At 58.6% G+C, this 17837-nt stretch carries 13 protein-coding genes; 7 read left to right on the top strand and 6 right to left on the bottom strand.

Annotation, left to right across the window (positions count from 1 at the left end):
- Nucleotides 1-134 precede the first annotated feature (134 nt).
- From AABO57_14285 to AABO57_14265, 5 genes are all read right to left on the bottom strand, one after another.
- Entirely contained in the window at nt 135-500 is a 366-nt protein-coding gene (locus AABO57_14285; protein ID MEK6286904.1) for a hypothetical protein, read from the bottom strand.
- Nucleotides 501-632: 132 nt separating this feature from the next.
- On the bottom strand, nt 633-2798 hold the full coding sequence (locus AABO57_14280; GenBank protein ID MEK6286903.1) for a molybdopterin cofactor-binding domain-containing protein: 2166 nt from the start codon (nt 2796-2798) through the stop codon (nt 633-635).
- Entirely contained in the window at nt 2795-3274 is a 480-nt protein-coding gene (locus AABO57_14275) for a (2Fe-2S)-binding protein (protein ID MEK6286902.1), read from the bottom strand. Before AABO57_14275 ends, AABO57_14280 begins: the two co-directional genes overlap by 4 nt.
- A 26-nt stretch (nt 3275-3300) precedes the next feature.
- Nucleotides 3301-3606 carry a DUF433 domain-containing protein gene (locus AABO57_14270; protein ID MEK6286901.1) on the bottom strand — a complete coding sequence of 102 codons (306 nt, stop codon included), beginning with the start codon at nt 3604-3606 and terminating at the stop codon, nt 3301-3303.
- 12 nt (nt 3607-3618) lie between these two features.
- Entirely contained in the window at nt 3619-3900 is a 282-nt protein-coding gene (locus tag AABO57_14265) for a hypothetical protein (GenBank protein ID MEK6286900.1), read from the bottom strand.
- A 253-nt stretch (nt 3901-4153) separates the two neighbouring features.
- On the opposite strand from AABO57_14265, the gene speA reads away from it, so the two are divergent.
- The 7 genes from speA to AABO57_14230 all read left to right on the top strand — a co-directional run bounded on the left by speA (nt 4154) and on the right by AABO57_14230 (nt 16676).
- Nucleotides 4154-6052 carry a biosynthetic arginine decarboxylase gene (speA, locus tag AABO57_14260; GenBank protein MEK6286899.1) on the top strand — a complete coding sequence of 633 codons (1899 nt, stop codon included), beginning with the start codon at nt 4154-4156 and terminating at the stop codon, nt 6050-6052.
- A 99-nt stretch (nt 6053-6151) separates the two neighbouring features.
- Entirely contained in the window at nt 6152-7201 is a 1050-nt protein-coding gene (locus tag AABO57_14255) for a deoxyhypusine synthase family protein (protein ID MEK6286898.1), read from the top strand.
- 133 nt (nt 7202-7334) lie between these two features.
- Nucleotides 7335-12977: an ABC transporter substrate-binding protein gene (locus AABO57_14250; GenBank protein ID MEK6286897.1), complete on the top strand. Its 5643-nt coding sequence runs from the start codon at nt 7335-7337 to the stop codon at nt 12975-12977.
- A 140-nt stretch (nt 12978-13117) separates the two neighbouring features.
- Nucleotides 13118-13804, top strand: a complete 687-nt coding sequence (locus AABO57_14245; GenBank protein ID MEK6286896.1) for a lipid-binding SYLF domain-containing protein — start codon at nt 13118-13120, stop codon at nt 13802-13804.
- 602 nt (nt 13805-14406) lie between these two features.
- A complete protein-coding gene (locus tag AABO57_14240; GenBank protein MEK6286895.1) occupies nt 14407-15048 on the top strand; it encodes a DNA-3-methyladenine glycosylase 2 family protein in 642 nt (213 codons plus the stop codon).
- A gap of 156 nt (nt 15049-15204) precedes the next feature.
- Nucleotides 15205-16194: a PP2C family protein-serine/threonine phosphatase gene (locus AABO57_14235; protein ID MEK6286894.1), complete on the top strand. Its 990-nt coding sequence runs from the start codon at nt 15205-15207 to the stop codon at nt 16192-16194.
- Nucleotides 16194-16676 (top strand): hypothetical protein, encoded by a 483-nt coding sequence (locus tag AABO57_14230; protein ID MEK6286893.1) that lies wholly within the window; start codon nt 16194-16196, stop codon nt 16674-16676. Before AABO57_14235 ends, AABO57_14230 begins: the two co-directional genes overlap by 1 nt.
- Before the next feature lie 4 nt (nt 16677-16680).
- Here AABO57_14230 and queA read toward each other — a convergent pair whose 3' ends face one another.
- Entirely contained in the window at nt 16681-17793 is a 1113-nt protein-coding gene (queA, locus tag AABO57_14225; GenBank protein MEK6286892.1) for a tRNA preQ1(34) S-adenosylmethionine ribosyltransferase-isomerase QueA, read from the bottom strand.
- Between the last annotated feature and the right edge of the window lie 44 nt (nt 17794-17837).

Here is a 17837-nt window from a genome sequence, read left to right as displayed (position 1 = left end):
CGTGTGTGAAGAAAGAGAAATTGTAGAGGAGAGGGTGAGCCTTGACAACCTGAGCTTGAGGCAGACGCGTGACGTGAAAGCTCAGATCGTCTTTATACCTTTACACCTCGAGTCTGGATGGACATTGGTGGGACTCATGCCTGTAAGGGTTCGATCAGTCCTCGTTGCACCGCAACGCGAAGGGCCTGCGCCTTGCGGAGAAGACCTTGTTCGTACACTCGCATCATCTCATCCAAGTGCCGCCGGTCTTGCTCATCGAGCCTGTTCTCACTGTTCCGCTCCAGCAGCTCGCTCAGCGCCGACTGCTGATCGTCTGATAGCTGAAGATGGGTCAACCGTAGCACTTCGCTGTCTGATAGCGCTTCGACGGGTAAGTCGGACACACGCGACTCCAGCCACTCTGCCAGAACGTCTTCGACTCGGCGGTGTGTTTGCGACGCTACCGTCGCTGCTTGGCGCACCACTTGATCGGATACTAGAATTGTGACCTGTTCACTCATAGTCTCGGCCTTTACGCGCCGACTCTAGTAAGCCGCCTTCTCCATTTCAAACTGAAAGCATTCTACCTCGCAACAAACGGATTTGCCGAACCAATTGAGCGGACCATCGCTCGACTCGATTTCAAGCAGTTCCTACGCCTTCAGCCCATTCGGCGCCATCGGAAGCGACCGCAACCTGATACCGGTTGCGTCGAAGATCGCGTTGCCAACTGCCGGAGCGAGCCCAACGATCGGAGTTTCGCCTGCGCCCGAAGAGGGAAGGTCCTTGCGATCGACCAATACGGTTTCTATCAGCGGAACGTCGCTGAAGCGTGGAACGCGGTAGCGTGAGAAGCGGCCGTTGGCGATCTTCCCCTTCTCGAAGTCGATCGCTTCGAACAGCGCGCCTCCGATCGCCATCACGATTGATCCTTCGATCTGATTCTTGAGCTGGTCCGGGTTGATGATCGCGCCGCACTCGAACGCCTCGACGACCCGCACAAGCTTGACCTTTCCGCTCGTCCGGTCGACCGAGACTTCCGCGCACGCGGCCACGTATCCGCCCTTCTCGAATCCAGCGGAGATTCCGTATCCACAGTTGGCAGCGCTCTTCGCCTTGCCCCAACCGAACGCCTTCGCGGCAGCAGTCAGCACCGCCTTCAATCGCTCATCCTTGAGGTTCTTCAGGCGGAAGTCCAGCGGGTCCATCTTGACCGCCGCCGCCAGCTCATCCATGTGAGTCTCGCGCGCGAAGTGATTCGCCGTTGCCGCAAGCCCGCGATATGAACCCTGACGCAGTGGCGACTTCGCCTGGTGAAACACGATCTTCTGATTGGGGATGTCGTAGCGATGCTGAATGCCCGAGGACCCTGAGTTGTAGTTGTGAAACTCCCACGCGGTGATCGTCCCGTCGTCGCGCACACCGCTCGAGATGTCAATGACTCCGCCGGGACGAAAGTAGGCCCAGGTGAATTCCTCTTCGCGGGTCCACACCAGCTTCACGGGTTTGCCTGCGGCTTCCGCCAGCCGAGCCGCTTCAATTGCCGCATCGCCGGTGTGCTTGCCGCCGTATCCCGCGCCGGTGTCGGGCACGATCACCCGTACGCGCTCTTCGGGAATCCTAAACGCTTCGGCGAGTTCGCTACGAACTCCGAACGGCCGCTGCGTTCCGGTCCACACCGTGAGCCTTCCCTTGTTCCATTCAGCGACCGCGGCGCGCGGCTCCATCGGCGCGTGAGCGATGAAAGCCACGGTGTAGGTCTGCTCCAGCTTCTTGTCGGCGCTTGCCAGTCCCTCCGCGATCGAGCCGCTGAGGTTGGCCCGCGGCGACTCGGCTGCGTGTTTTCTAAGGTAATCGAAAAGCTCCTTTGATGACGGCTGCGGCGGTACTTTCCATACAGCCTTGATCGCACTGGCCGCGCGCGCCGCCGTCTGGTCGGTCGGCGCCGCGACTCCGATGAAGTTGGCATCGCGGACCACCTTTACGCCCGGCAACGCTTCGGCTTCTCGCGCATCGACCGATTCAAGTGAAGCGCTGAACCCGGCGGGACGCACTATCTTGCCGAACAGCATATCGGCGCGCCTGGTGTCGGACGTGTAGCGATGTTTTCCGGTCACGAAGGCCCGGCCATCTACTTTAGCAACCGACTTGCCTGCAATCGTCCAGTTAGCCGGCGGAGTTGTGGGCGCATTCTCCGGGATGACCTTCAGGAGTTTTTGTCCCTTTGTCAGTTTGCCGAAATCGAGCGATTGCTTCGACCGCGCGTCTATGACTTTTCCATCTTTCAACGCTAGCGAAGCGCGATCGACTTTCCACTCCTCGGCTGCCAGATCGATCAACACCTCGCGCGCGGCGGCGGCGGCCTTTCGCAACAGCGGAGCCATCGTAGGCGTTGTGCGGCTCCCGAACGTTCCCATATCGAAGGGAGTCAGATCGGTGTCGCCCATCGTCAGCCGGATCGATCCGACCGGAACGCGAAGCTCTTCGGCTACTACTTGAGAGAGCGACGTGCGGATGTTCTGACCGAACTCAACCTTGCCGGTATAGACGGTGACGGCGCCGTCTTCACCTATGTGCAGCCACCCCGCGATCTCCTTCGGCGTGGACGCTCGAGTTTGACGCCCTCCCGACTCACCTTCCTGTCGTCCGGACTCCTGTGAAGCAAAGGCGTCAAGCGTGAACACCAACACGATCCCGCCGCCGAGAAGCTTGAAGAAGTTGCGCCGATCAAGGTCGAGGCTGAAGTGATACTGCGGCTCGTCAAAGAGTTCGTAGCGCTCGGCCTCGATCGGATCGTCGATGAAGTGTTGCTCGCTCACCTTCCACCTCCTTTCATCGACTGCGCGGCCTTGCGGATTGCGGTCACGATTCGAGGGTAGGTCCCGCAGCGGCAAATGTTGCCTTCCATGAATCGAACGATCTCCTGCTCGTTGGGGCTCGAATTCTTGTTGAGCAGCGCGACGCTGGACATGATCATTCCAGGTGTGCAGTAGCCACATTGCAGCGCATCTGCTTCGACGAAAGCCTCCTGCAGAGGATGCAGCCTGCCGTTCTTTTCGAGACCCTCAATTGTGATGATCTTCTTTCCAGCCGCAGCGCCCAGCTTAGTGATGCATGAGCGAGTCGCTTGCCCGTCGATGAGGACGGTACATGCGCCGCACTGGCCTTCGCCACAGCCGTACTTGCTGCCGGTCAGATCCAGATCGTCGCGCAAGACGCTGAGCAGGCTGCGATCAGCGTCGGCATTGATTCGAAGCTTGTTTCCGTTGATGTGAAGTTCTGAGATTCTTTGCATTCGGGTTCCTCACGCGGGATCGATAGTCACAAAGGCAGGAACTCAACTCGATTGGCCAGTTCCCCGGCTGCCCGCCGCATTCTGTCCGCGTACTGTAAGTCGTCTTCAATCTGCTGACTAATTTCTTCCTGATGATCCCAATAGTAGGCCAGCGCAGAATGAATCTGTCCCAAGGAAAGGTAAGGATGCTGGAAGTGGAGCTCTTCGGGACTCCAACCATAAGCCATCACTTCCGAGACCAGTTGCGCTACTTTCATGCGAGAGTCAGCAACGACGGCGACGCCCTTGTCTTCAACCACGATATGTTCGTACGGCGTTGTTATCGATGACATTGTTTTGCTCTCTTATGCTGACGCCGAACGGTACCGAAAGCGACGAGCGTAACCTCGGCCAACTTTCGTGAGCCAAACTTGCGCGTTAGGGCGGCGCAACTCAAGGCGGTCATGGGCGACAATCTCATCACGATCCATCTCATAGTCACCGGTCTCAATGTCGATGACTACAAACTTGCCATCGTCCCCGTGAGTAACGTGGGGTTTGATATCGCGATCGTAAATCTCATCGCCGCGCCGTGCAAACTCCTCTTTGCTGTAGCGGGAGTTAGTACTTTCATATCGGCTCCAAATAAGGCTTAGGTTGCTTAGGAATCAATAGTGCTGCCGAGCTTGCTCGTTGTCAATCGAACACAATGACCAAAATCTTGGGCCGCGGGGATCGGTGGTTCTGCGATTGGTTTCTACTAGGCGCGAGAGGTCGGCCCCCCGGGCAGGTGAAAAAAATAGTTGTAGACTTCCCTCCGCTAAATCTGATAAATTCCAATCCTTATAAGCCCAACGGTTTTCGAGGCAGGTGCATGAGTTCCGGCAGGGAAGGCGCTAGATGAAGAACATCACACTGGACGAGGTCATTCAGACCTATGGTGTGGAAAATTGGGGAGCAGGATACTTTGAGGTAAACCGAAAGGGCCATCTTGCGGTCCGCCCTGCCGAGGGCGACACCCGTTCCGTCGATATCAAGGAACTCATTGACGACCTCGTTGAGGGGCGCCGTCTTCAGCTCCCGATCCTGCTTCGCTTCCCACAGATTCTCACCAACCAGCTCAAGAAAGTTCAGCGCTCGTTCCAGGATGCGTCGCGCGAATTCAGCTATGCCGGCGGGCACTTCGGCGTATTTCCGATGAAGGTCAACCCCCGTCGCGAGGTGGTCGAGGAGTTTCTACGCGAGGGCGGGAAGTACAACTTCGGCGTCGAGTGCGGTTCCAAAGCCGAGTTGTACGCGGCTCTGTCGCTGGAACAAGTGCCCGAGTCGCTGCTCATCTGTAACGGTTTCAAGGATGAAGCTTTCATTAACCTCGCGCTGACCGGAGTTCAAATCGGAAAGCGCGTGGTGATCGTCGTTGAAAAGCTGAACGAGCTGAAGATGATCATCCGCCGCGCGCAAGAGACCGGCATTCGGCCGAGCATTGGCATTCGCGCCAAGCTCTATTCAAAGGGCTCGGGCAAATGGGCTTCCTCGGGCGGCGAGTCGGCGAAGTTTGGGCTCACGCCCTCGGAGATCCTCGAATGCATTCGCCTGCTGCGCGAGTTCCAGATGACCGACCTGTTGAAGCTGCTGCACTTTCACATCGGCTCGCAGATCACCGACATCAAGCGCGTCAAAGCTGCCATGAAAGAGGCCGCCAGGGTCTATTCCAAAATTCGTCAGATGCATATCGACGTCGAGTTCCTCGACATAGGCGGCGGCATGGGCGTCGACTACGACGGATCGAAGACCACGTTCGAGTCGTCGGTGAATTACACGACGCAAGAGTTCGCCAACGACGTCGTCTACACCATCAAGTCTGTGTGCGATGACGAGAATGTGCCGGAGCCGAACCTGGTGACCGAAAGCGGGCGGGTGATGGCTGCTTATCACGCGGTGTTCGTCACATCGATTCGCGACGAGATAGAGACCTTCGCCGACGATCAGCCCGAGGTCAGCGTCGACGAAGACGACCCCCAGGTGATTGTCGAGCTGAAGGCGCTCTACGACGACATAAACGCGAAGAACTATCGCGAGTACTATCACGACTCGCTCGACCACAAGGACGAACTGCACACGCAGTTCAATCTCGGGCTGATCAGTCTCGAGGATCGGGCGAAGGGCGAAGTGCTGTTCTGGGAAGTGTGCGCGCGTGCATCGAAGTTCGCTAAGACGACCAAAGTTCAGGAAGAAGAGTTCGACGATTTGAAGAAGATCCTGGCATCGAAGTACCTGTGCAACTTCTCAGTCTTTCGCTCGCTGCCTGACCACTGGGCGATCGACCAACTCTTCCCGATCATGCCGATCCATCGGCTTAATGAGCAACCCACCGACTACGCCACGTTCGTGGACCTAACGTGCGATTCGGACGGCCACATAGACAAGTTCGTCGATTTGAAGGATGTCAAAGAGGTGCTCGAGTTGCACCCGTTCACCGGCGACCCGTACTACATCGCGATCTTTCTTGTCGGGGCTTATCAAGAGGTGATGGGCAGCAATCACAACCTGTTCGGCCGCCCGAATGAAGCCCACGTGATCATCGACACCGATGGGCGCTACCACATCAAGAAGATCGTGCAGGGAAGCCGCATCGGCGACATGCTTAGGGTAGCCCGCTACGACAAGGGCCAGGCGTGGGAAAGCTTGCAGCGAATGATAAGCGCGCGCGTCGCCGGCGGGTTCTTGAGCGAGGAAGAAGCCGGCTCGCTCATGAAGCAATATGAATCCGACATCAATCGGTACACATATCTCGAATAGTTGTCCGTAGTCCGTAGTCAGTAGTCAGTTGCGCGGATGAGAATATTCCCGTTTGCGGCTACTACGGACTAAGGACTACGGACCAAGGACTAAACAGCGATGATGAGAAAGCAAAAGAGCTCAAAGTATTTGACGGCGCCCACGCGCCCCATTCAGATCGATCGCGATCGATCAGTGGCCGGCATTCTCCAGAAGATGGAAGGGGCGGGCTTTCAGGCGCGGGCCCTCGCCGAGTCGCATAACCTGTGGCTGGAAATGCTGGAAGACAACTCGACGGTTTTGATGGGGTTGAGCGGCGCGCTGGTCGCAGCCGGAATGCGCCGGCTGATCTCTTATTTGATCAAGAATCATTTTGTCGACGTAGTCGTGTCGACCGGCGCGAACCTTTTCCACGATCTGCACGAGACGCTGGGACGCTATCACTATCAAGCGCTTCCGGGCGTCACCGACGACGAGCTTCAAGAAGCCCAGGTCGGCCGGTTCTATGACACCCTGGCGAGCGAGCACGAGTACCGCGAAGCAGATGAGTGGGTGGGGAACTTTGCGAACACCGTGGACCATTCGCGGCCTTATTCGACGCGCGAGTTTCTGCATCTGCTGGGCCGCGAGCTTGCGGAAATTGCGACCGAGGACGGCATACTCACTTCCGCATACAAGGCTAAGGTGCCGGTCTTTTGCCCCGGCGTCGCCGACTCGGCCATCGCCGTTGGAATAGCGACGTCCCGCGTCAATCGCAAAAACCCGTTTCAGTTTGACATCATCCAGGACGTCGTCGAGGCGGCGCAGATCATGGCCAGGTCGGTGAACACGTCGGTAGTATTGTTCGGCGGCGGCCAGCCGAAGAGTTTCGTACACCAAACCGAAGTGACCGCCTCGATCATCAAGCAGACCATGCGAGGTCACAAGTACGCTTTGCAGATCGGGCTCGATCTTCCGGAAAGCAGCGCGACTTCGGGGCGCAGCTTTGAAGAAGCTCAAACGTGGGGCCGCGTCGCTAAGGACGCGAAAACCGTGTCCGTGCTTTGCGACCCGACGATCGCGATGCCGATCCTGGTGACCGCACTGTCGCAGACCGGAACGAAGGCTTTGAAGCAGCGCCGCCGGCCCCAGTTTAGTTTCGGGCGCGAGTTGATGGTGACCTTTGGATGACGCCGCTCGGTGATGCGTGATGAGTGATGAACTGAACTCGTCTCTCGCTAGCTATTCCCTCGCTTATGACCCAGCCATGGAAGTCCCCTAGTTCGTGTGCGGCACCCGCGAAGCGCGGAGTCGCGGAGCGGAGATGATCGGACAAAAGCTCTCAAATCGATACGAGATTGCCGCGGAGCTTGGACGCGGAGGGATGGGTGTGGTGTATCGCGCCCACGACCCGCTTCTGAACCGCGACGTCGCCATCAAGCTGATCCCGCCAACGCTGCTCAGTTCTGAGACAGAACAGCGCTTCCAACGCGAAGCACAATTGGTCGCGCAGATGGACCACCCGGCGATCGTTTCGATCTACGACTTTGGCCAACATGAGGGGGCGCTCTTCTTCGTGATGCCAGTTGTGCAAGGAACAAACTTGCGCCCCTTTTTGCGGGACCGCTCCCTGATGCTCGGCGACGTGATCGACCTGGGGATCCAGGTGGCGGATGCGCTCGAGTACAGCCACGCGCGAGGCGTGGTCCACCGCGACATCAAGCCGGAAAACATAATGGTTGCGCGCGAGGAAGGTGGCAAAGTCCGGATTCGAATAATGGACTTCGGTCTTGCCCGAGCCGCAACCGAAAGCCGGATCACCAAGACTGGAACCTTGATCGGCACAATGGCCTATTTGAGCCCCGAGCAGGTGACTGCGAGCGGGATCGACGGGCGTTCGGATATTTACTCGGTTGGCACAGTGCTCTACGAATGCCTGGTTGGCGAGCCGCCCTTCTCAGGTGAGATACAATCGATCCTGTACCGCATCGTCCATGAGATTCCGCAGCCGCCGCGTTCGCTGGGAGCGGAGATTGACGAGGAGTTGCAGAAGACCGTCCTTGGTTGCCTCGAGAAGGACCCCGCAAAGCGGCCACAGAAGGCCAGCGAAATTGCAGAGGCTCTCAGGCGATACAGGTCGAGGCTCCGCGACAGCGACTTTGCAAAATCGGTTGCCCTTACTCGCACGCTTTTGATCCCGCGACCGGCGCTCTCGCCCTTCGTTGGGCGAGCGAAGGAATTAGCGGAGTTGCACCAGCGATTCAATGCCGCCCTGGCCGGTGAGTGTCAGTTTGTGGTCGTCGCCGGCGAAGCCGGAATAGGAAAGTCGCGCCTTCTTGATGAGCTCGAAAACCTGGCAAAGGCTCGCAGGATCACGGTCCTTCACGGGCGATGCGCCGAACAGGACGGATCTTTTCCGTATCAGGGGTTCTGCGAAGCCATCCAGGAATACTTCTTGAAGGGAAGCTCCTCGACCGCGGGTAACGTATCTGACTTTTCAGATTTGGCAGCCGATCTCGTCTCGCTGTTCCCAATGCTCTCAGAAATCAGCGACATTCGTTCGGCGGCTACAGGCGATTCGAAGCTGGCGCGTGCCAGCGAGTCGCAAACGCCTGAAAACCGAACGCACATTTTCGAGTTGCTCGCACGAACTTTGACTCGCATCGCCGGCGGAAGGCCGCTTGTCCTCTTCCTCGAAGACCTGCACGCGGCGGAGGTCTCGATCGAAGCACTTCAGTACATCGTCCGGCGCTTAGGACCGACGCCTACGTTGATTGTTGGGACCTATCGGTCGACCGACGCAGACAACCGCCACCCGCTCATCCGTATGCTCGACAGCTTTCGCGGTGACCGGCGGTTTTCGTCCGTCGCGCTCGGGTCATTCTCACCATCCGAGCACAGGTTATTCCTCGAGACACTGATTGGTGGGCCCGAGTTGGCCGGAGGCTTGGTACAAAGACTATACGACGGGACTGAAGGGAACCCGTTCTTTACTAAAGAGCTAGTCCGCTCGCTGCTGGATTCCGGCGGGATCGCAAAGGACAACACCGGATCCTGGGGCCTAGCCGCTGAGACCGGGCTGTCGACGGATGCGCTACCGGCGACGATTCAGCAGGCGGTCGAAAAGCGAATCGAGCGGCTGCCGGAGGACCTGCGAGAGATTCTTTCGATCGCTTCGGTGATTGGCAAGACTTTTGATTTCGGCGACCTGGAAATGCTCGCCGGAGAGAAGGGGGCTGTAGAGGACGCAGTTGACCGGCTCGTTGAGGACGGGCTGATCGAAGAGGAGCGGGAATCGCGCGGAGACCGTTTGACGTTTTCAAGCGGGGTTGTCCGCGATGTCCTCTACGCGGCGATTTCGCGGCGGAAGCGCAGATCGCTTCATCGCAAGTATGCCGAGCGGATTGAGAGCCGTCACGGAGGACGGCTGGAACGCATCTACCCGCAACTGGTCTACCACTTCTCTCAAGGTGATGTTCCTGACAAGACGGTTGAGTACGGTCTGCGCCTCGCCAGGGCTGCGCTTGACGCGTTCAGTGCAGAGGAGGCGGCGCGTTCAGCAAAAACCGCTCTCGAGTTTCTCGATGAGGAATGGGAAGGGGAAAAGTCTCTCGAAGCAAAAGCCCGGATACTTCTGGCTGAGGCGCATCGGATGGCTGGAGACGTAGACGGGGCGCTAAAAGAGGCTGAGTCCGCCATCAAGATTTTCGAGCGTGAGAATCAACACACGAGCGCCGTGAGTGCGCTCGTACTGGCGGCTGAAACGGCATGGCAGGCGCGGAGGACCGAAGAGACTGCTCGATGGGTGAACAGAGGGATGGAGGCATCTCGCGCAGCCGCAGAGACAGAGAGCCTCAGGCATCTGCTCTCGCTAGGGGCGACGCTCGCCAATCTCGGCGGCGAATACGAGAAGGCAAATGAGTACCTTGAGGAGGCGGCAAGGCTAGCTCCGGGGTCGAAAGAGGCCGACGCACTGGAAGAGATCCCAAAGGGTGGAAGGTTAGTTGTAGCAATCGCCAACCCGGTCAAGGCCGTCGAACCTGTCAACCTGGAACTCGTAGAGGAGGCGGAGATTCTGACGAACGTCTTCGAGACTCTACTGGCTACTGACCAGGAGGGCAATCTCGTTCCGGCTCTCTGCGAGAAATGGGAAGTGGCGAATGAAGGAGAATCGTTCATACTCACCCTGCGCGATCACGTCCGCTTCCAAGATGGTCATCTCCTTACGGCCGAAGACGTCAAGCAGTCATTCGAGCGCGCGATTCGCCAGGCTTCTCAAGAGCTGCCCGCTGCGATGGCCGCGATCCGTGGTGTCCGAGACTTCGCGGAGCAAGAAGCAAGCGGCCTGGTGGGCATGGTGGCTCACTCTGGCACCAAGCTCGAGATTCAACTCAACGAGCCGCTTTCGATCTATCCGGCGCTGCTCGCAGACTACAAGACTGGCATCACGCGAGACGCCACCGGCGGCTCGCTCCCAATTGGCACAGGTCCCTTCAGCCTGGCATCGTATGATCGCGGACGCATCGTCCTCGAGTGCAACCGCGACTATTGGAAGGGCACACCAGCCGCGCTTGATGCGATTGAGTTTCGCCATGGCCTGAGCGCATCAGCAATCGCCTCGGGCCTGCGCTCGGGTGAGCTGGATCTTGCGCGCGACCTCTCGCCTCAGGACCTGGAAGAGCTCCTGCGCGACCCGCGCTTCCGCGGTGGACTCGTCGAGGCCCCTCGAAAGAATACTTATTTTGTGATGTTCAACTCGCTCACGGGCCCGGTGGGGCAGAACCTGTCGGTGCGCCGCGCGCTCTCCGGCGTAGTGCGTACACATGATCTGGTATGGCAAACGCTGGGACGCTTCTCGCAGCCCGCTGTCTGCCTTATTCCACCCGGCATGCTTGGCCACGACCCTGGCCGGAGACGCCATATGCTCACACGCGAAGAGGCGATTGAAATGCTGCGTGCGGCAGAGGTGACTCCGCCTATCCGGCTCAAGGCCTCGGTCCATCCGCTGCTTCAGGACCGATATGGATCGCTTCTGAAAACTCTGTTCTCAATCTGGTCAGAACTGGGAGTTGAAGTTGAGATCGCGACACCCACTATGTCCCAGTACCTGGACGCCGACCAGCACAATGAAGGGTTGGACTTGCGCATCGGGCGGTGGAACGCCGACTATGACGATCCCGACAATTTCACGCACAGTCTGTTTCACTCGCGTGTCGGCCTCTATCGCAACTACATCGCTTCCGCTGAAGGCGATCAGATATTGGAAGAGGCTCGCTCGGAGAGCCGGCCGAACGTCAGAGCGTCTCTTTATCGGAAGTACGAGAACCTTCTCTTGGAATCCGGTGTACTCTTCCCACTATTTCATGACATTGATCACCGCCTCGCCAGCGCGAAAGTGCGCGGGCTTAAGCTGTGGGGCAGCGCCCCTTACGTGAACTATTCAGGGCTAGGCAAGGTTGAATCGGCCGCCACCGTGACCGAGAGCGTCCGTACTGCCAGCGGGAATATCCAAGTTCCCATCGCCGGGGTGATTGCAAGTCTGGACCCGTCACTGTCGTCGACTCTGGAACAGTCAGAGGTGCTTCCGAGCATCTACGAGACGTTGACTCGCGAGGTCGGGGGCAGGATTATTCCGTGGCTCGCGGCTGAATTCAGAGTGGAAGAGGGAGGCAGGAGATACCTGTTTCGTCTCAGGGACGATGTTCGCTTCCACGACGGTCGCAGACTCACCGCGCGCGATGTCCGCTATTCCTTCGAACGGTTGCTGCAGAATCCTGAAAGCGGGTGCCGGTGGTTCTACTCTCGGATCCGGGGAGCGAAGGCGCTGTTGGGCGGCGAGGCTGGGGATCTTGCCGGGTTTCGAATCCACACCGCCAATGAATTCACGATCGAACTCGACGAACCAGTATCAATCTTCCCCGCTCTGATTTCTTATCCCGGGGCCTCAATCGTACCTGAGGGAGTGGAACCAGTTGGCGAGAGCTGGCGCGAGGGTTGTGTAGGAACAGGACCGTATCGGGTGGTGAAGTTCGATCCGGGCCGCCGGCTCGAGCTTGAACGCAACAAGACTTATTGGCGCGCGGGGTATCCCAGAAACGAGGGACTGGTTTTCAGTTTTGGTGTTTCCCCGGCAGACATTGTTTCGGAGTTTCGCGCCGGCAGGTTTTCGCTGGCGTCGGATCTGTTACCGTCGGACGTGGAGCCATTGCGACGCGAGCCCGACTTCGCTCCGGGCTACCGCGAGACGCCCCGGCTCATTACATACTACGTTGCGTTCAATACGCATCAGGGGCCTCTGAGCGACAAGGGCGTCCGCCAGAGCCTTGTTCAGTCAGTCGACGTCGCCGCACTCGTTCGTCAGACGCTGGGGCGTCTTGCAATACCAGCACACGGGCTCATCCCGCCAGGTCTCCTCGGTCATGATCCCGCATACACACCACGCATGACCGGCGCGGCTTCGTCGGGGCCGGAACAACCACTAGCCGAGATTGAATTGACCGCGGCACTCAACCCGGTTTATTTCGGCGAATACTCGGCGCTCGCCCGGGAACTCTCAGCCGCCTTTCGTCAGAAGGGAATAAACATTCGACCTCTAAACAGGACAATGGCCGAGCTGATGGAGGCTCAGACACGAGCCACGGTCGACCTGGCAGTGGCGCGCTGGGTCGCCGACTACCCTGACGCGGACACCTTCGTCAACATTCTGCACTCTCGCGAGGGAATCAACGGGCGACTGTGTGGGTCTGCTGAGATCGACCGGCTTATCGAACGAGGACGAGCCGAAACCTCTCCACCGGTGCGCCATTCCCTCTACCGCCAGATCGAGGAGATTATCGTGCGCGATGCCCTGCTGCTTCCTCTCTTCCACGAGCAGACTTACCGGTTTGCGAGGCCGGAAGTTGAGGGACTCTCGCTGTCCTACGGTGCGACTGTGGTTGATTATGCGAGTCTTCGGATCCGAAGCTAGACGGGACCCCCAATCGTCGCCGATGGGGTGACAGCGACGAGGCAGCTTCGGTATGATGCAAAGGTAGGCGGCGGCTAGACTCGCCGCGGGCCGCGTGGACGCTCTAATAACCAAATCATCGCGAGTATGAGGCATCACCCATGAAATCAGTTCTAGTTTCCTGTTCGCTTCTGTTGCTTTTATCGAGCGCCGCGATGGCAGCCGATCGAAGAGACGTAGTCAAAAGACTGCAGCGAGCAACCGAAGTCTTCAGCGAAATAATGAAGACGCCCGACAAGGGGATTCCCGAAGACCTGCTAAACAAATGCGAGTGCGTCGGTATCGTGCCTGGCTTGAAGAAGGGCGGCCTGGGCCTCGGCGGGAAATACGGCAAGGGCCTGATCATGTGCCGCAAGCCTGACCGAAGCTGGACAGCGCCGTCGTTCATCACCATCGAGGGCGGCAGCATCGGCTTCCAGATCGGGTTCACCCAGATAGATGTGGTGATGCTGATGATGAATCGCAAAGGGGTCGACAAACTGATCGGCGACAAGTTCACCATAGGAGCCGATGCGTCCGCGGCAGCCGGCCCCGTCGGCCGTCAAACAGCGGCGCAGACGAATATCAGGATGGACGCCGAGATCCTCACGTACTCGCGCGCCAAGGGATTGTTCGCCGGTATTTCGTTGGACGGCGCAACGCTCAGAGCGGACAAGGACGACAATCGCGACTTCTACGGCAAGGATGTCGATGCGCGTAAGATTCTGCTCGAAGGCGCAGTCGAGATGCCGGCGGAAGCGCGAGCTCTCGCTTCAGCGCTGTCGTGGCAGTCGCCGAAGAAGAAATGATTGCGCGGTCCGGCGACCGCGGCGTTGGATCTGGGGCGCGGCAACCGGGCGCGAGTTTGCCGCGCCGCAGTTAGTAGCGTAGCCGAACGCGCGCAGCAAGAAGATTCTGGGTGAACCAGGCATCACAAATTGCATCATGAGGAGGCACCAATGAACAACACAATGCACTTACTGCCACACCACCGACTTCGACGAAGACACGCCTCGCAAGCAGATCGCTCGCTTCATGATGACCCAGTTCTCGCAAGGGTTGGTGAAACAGGATGGCAGCGCAGTAGGCTGCAATGATTGCCATCAGGGCCATGCTCGGCCGCTGGCTGCAATGCCGTTCGCCCAGCGCAGACCGGCCCCGGCCCCGGCCAAGAAGCCTAACTGATCCGGTTGAACGGATGGTCGATCATTCACCCTGATCTCAGATGTAAACGGCCTCGCCGCGGAAAGGCTTTTCGGGTCGCTTGCTAGACCCCTCATCGACGCGCGACTTACCAAACTCCGGAAATACCTCCAACTTCAGGCGAGGAGGGTATGCGCGAAAACGTGATGCGCGACCTCACTGTTTGGAATATCTTGAACCAGGATCGGGACGGTCCGGTGAGCCAAGAGTGACTAGACCTCACACGAACGCTACCTACCTCAGCGATGAAGCGCTAATGCGTGGAGTCAGGTTTTTATCGCGGCGTGATCCGGACCTCGGCCGCGTGGTGAAGATGTTCGGCGCCCCGCCGATGTGGGCGCGCGAGTCCGGATTCTCAACTCTGCTTCACATCATCCTGGAGCAACAAGTTTCGCTTGCGTCAGCGAGAGCGGCTCATCGCAAACTGCTGGAAGCTGCCTCGCCGCTCACACCGGGACGCTTTCTCGAACTGGATGACGTAGCATTGAAGGCCATCGGGTTCAGCCGCCAGAAAACTTCCTATGGACGCTACCTCGCACAGGCGATTGTCGAGGGCTTGCTTGATCTCGACGCCTTGAGGTCGATGGATGACGCCAGTGTAAGATCCGAGTTGATCAAGATCAAAGGCATCGGACGTTGGACCGCGGATATCTATCTGCTGATGGTGCTGCGCCGGCCTGATATCTGGCCCTCGGGAGATCTCGCGCTGGCGGTCGCGGCGCAAAAGGTCAAGCGGCTAGGGACTCGCCCTACTCCGGAGGAACTCGACGAGATGAGCGCGGCGTGGAAGCCGTGGAGAGCAGTCGCCGCGCGGATCCTGTGGCATTACTACTTGAGCGAGTTGGCATAGACTTTAGTCTGTGCCTCGTGGTTACTCCTATAGCGGAGCTACGGGACAGAGACTAAAGTCTGTGCTACTTCCATTTTCGTCTTGGGTCTCAGCGAAACATCTCTATAATGTCGAAGTGTAGAGCACCGCGCCTCGTCAATCGCGTCAAGGACTCAATTGGAAATAGGAAACACGATTCAACAATCAAAGCCAGGCTTCACCATCGAGGCTCGGGACAAGGTTTATTTGATCGGCTTCGTGGTGGGAGCGGGCCTCCTGTTGTTTCTCGGGCGCGGACTGGTACAGGGCTCAGCGCTGGCAACTTGGGGACTGACGTTTGGAGCTACGACGGCGGTTGCCGTCCTGCTGGTGTCGCTCTATCGCGTTCAGATCGAGTTGCAAGCGAGCCGCCGCCAACTGGCTCGCAAGGAGGCCGAGCTGAGCTTCGCGCTCGAGGTGCAGCGCGCGCTCTTTCCTCGGCAGTTGCCGGACAAGAACGGATTGGAGTTCGCGGCGGTGTGCATTCCCGCGCGCGGCATCAGCGGTGACTACTACGACGTGATGCAATTCCCTGACGGGCGCCTGGTGTTCGCGATCGCCGACATCAGCGGCAAAGGCATCTCGGCGGCGATCCTCATGGCCAACGTGCAAGCCCTGTTGCGCACGCTGTGCGAGACGGGAATTCCGCCCGCGGAAGTCTGCAAGAGATTGAACCATCATCTTCATCAAGTAACCGATGACTCAAAGTTCGCGACTTTTTTCTATGCTGAATGGAGCACAGCCGAACGGCGTCTGAGCTATGTTAACGCGGGACACTATGCGCCAGTCCTGCTCGGCTCGATGCGCGGGCGGCAGTTGTGTGAAGGTGGATTGCCGCTCGGGTTGTTTGCGGGTTCGGAATTCCAAACCGGCGAAGTGACGTTGCAGCCCGGCGATTTGCTGGCGCTCTATTCGGACGGCATCACCGAAGCGGCGTCGAAGAGCGGCGAAGAGTTTGGCGACGCGCGTTTGCAAGCTGAGATCGAAAAGCGCTTGGACAAGACCCTTGAGGAGATCCAGGCCGGAGTGCTTGAAGCTGTGCGTAAGTGGGCGGGCGATGAGCTCGAGGACGATATGACGCTATTGATGGTGCGGGCTATCGAGGCCAGCGAGACCAGGGAGACATAATGAACATTTGCGGGCGCGGACTACGCGATCACATTCGAATGTTGGCTCCGTTGTTTGGTCTCATCACCTTGGTTTGGGCGCTGAGGTGGGGGCTCGACGCCGCAGGGGTTTCGCACGGCATGGTGCGCGTGTTCAGCGTGACTGTCGCGACGTCTCTTGCGATCCTGATATCGGTCTGGCTGATTCACACGCAGAAATTCGGCAGCTATCCGAACGTGGTAGTCGCGAGCCTGCTTCTGGTCATCTATGAACAAGGGGTGATAGTTATCGCCATAATCTACTCGGTGATCAGCAAGACTGAGAATGTGTTCACGGCGCCTGAGTTCTCAATCGCGGCTGAGGATCCTTATCACCTTCGACACATAGTCGGCCATCTGACTTTTGGGATAGGCGCGGGCATGTTGTTCGGAGCAGCGACGGGGTGCTTGATGTTGTGGCTGCTGCGACGGCTCGTGCCTCGAGACCGCGCAGTCACCCACTAACGCACTAGAGAATTAGCATCGCATCGCCGTAGCTGTAGAAGCGATAGTCGCGGTCAATAGCATGGCGGTAAGCCTTTAGGATCAACTCGCGCTCAGCGAACGCGCTCACCAGCATCAGCAGTGACGAACACGGTAAGTGAAAGTTCGTCACTAACCCACTGACCACGCGAAACTCGAATCCCGGATAGATGAAGAGATCGGTAGTCAGGGGTTGGGGGCTGGGGGTTAGAGGTTGGTACGCCGCATTCTGGTCACCGACCAACCCCCGACCCCCAGCACCCAACCCCCGTCTCGCCGCTGATTCGAGTGCGCGAGTTGCCGTCGTGCCCACCGCGATCACTCGGCGGCCTTCGATCAACGCTCGGTTGATTGAAGCAGCCGCTTGCTCGCTGATCGAGTAGGCTTCGGGTTCGACGCGGTGGTCCTCGACTCGTTCGACTCGGACCGGCTGGAACGTCCCGTAGCCGACGTGCAGAGTGATCTCCGCGATTTCGACTCCGGTTGCGCGCAAACGGTCGAGCAACTCGGGAGTGAAGTGTAGTCCCGCCGTAGGAGCAGCGACCGCGCCGCGTTCGCGGGCGAATACAGTTTGATAGCGCTCGGCGTCCAGGCGGTCTTCTTCATCTCGCTTGATGTAAGGCGGCAGGGGGGTGCGGCCGATGCGGTCGATTATTTCGTCGAAGTCTCCTGTTGCTTCGAAGCGAACCAGGCGGCGTCCGCGATCGCGCCACTCGATCACTTCAGCGGTGAGTTTGCCGCGGGCGAATTCAACTCGCGCGCCTGGCGTCAAAGCTCTGCCCGGCTTAACAAGCGTTTCCCATATCAGCGGTTCGATGCGGCGCACGAGAAAGACTTCAACGCGCCCGCCGCGCACCGTATCGCCTCGCGGCGTCACGCGCAGCCGCCGGCCAATAAGCCGCGCGGGGAAAACTCGAGTGTTGTTGAGCACGAGCAGGTCGCTCGCGCGAAGATGATCGGGTAACTCTGCGAAGACCGAATCGACAAGCTCGCCTGTCGCGCGATGAACCACCAGTAGCCGCGAGAGGTCGCGTGTTGCGGCGGGTTCCTGCGCTATCAAACGCTCGGGGAGATCGTAGTCGAAATCGGAAACGAGCATGGGTTATGAATCTCGCTCACTCGCGAACTCCTCTCACTTTGCGC

The sequence above is a fragment of the Acidobacteriota bacterium genome, assembly GCA_038040445.1.
GTDB lineage: Bacteria > Acidobacteriota > Blastocatellia > UBA7656 > UBA7656 > Onstottus_A > Onstottus_A frigus.
Note: the sequence above shows the minus strand (reverse complement) of the source record. Positions and strands in the feature narration are given on the sequence as shown.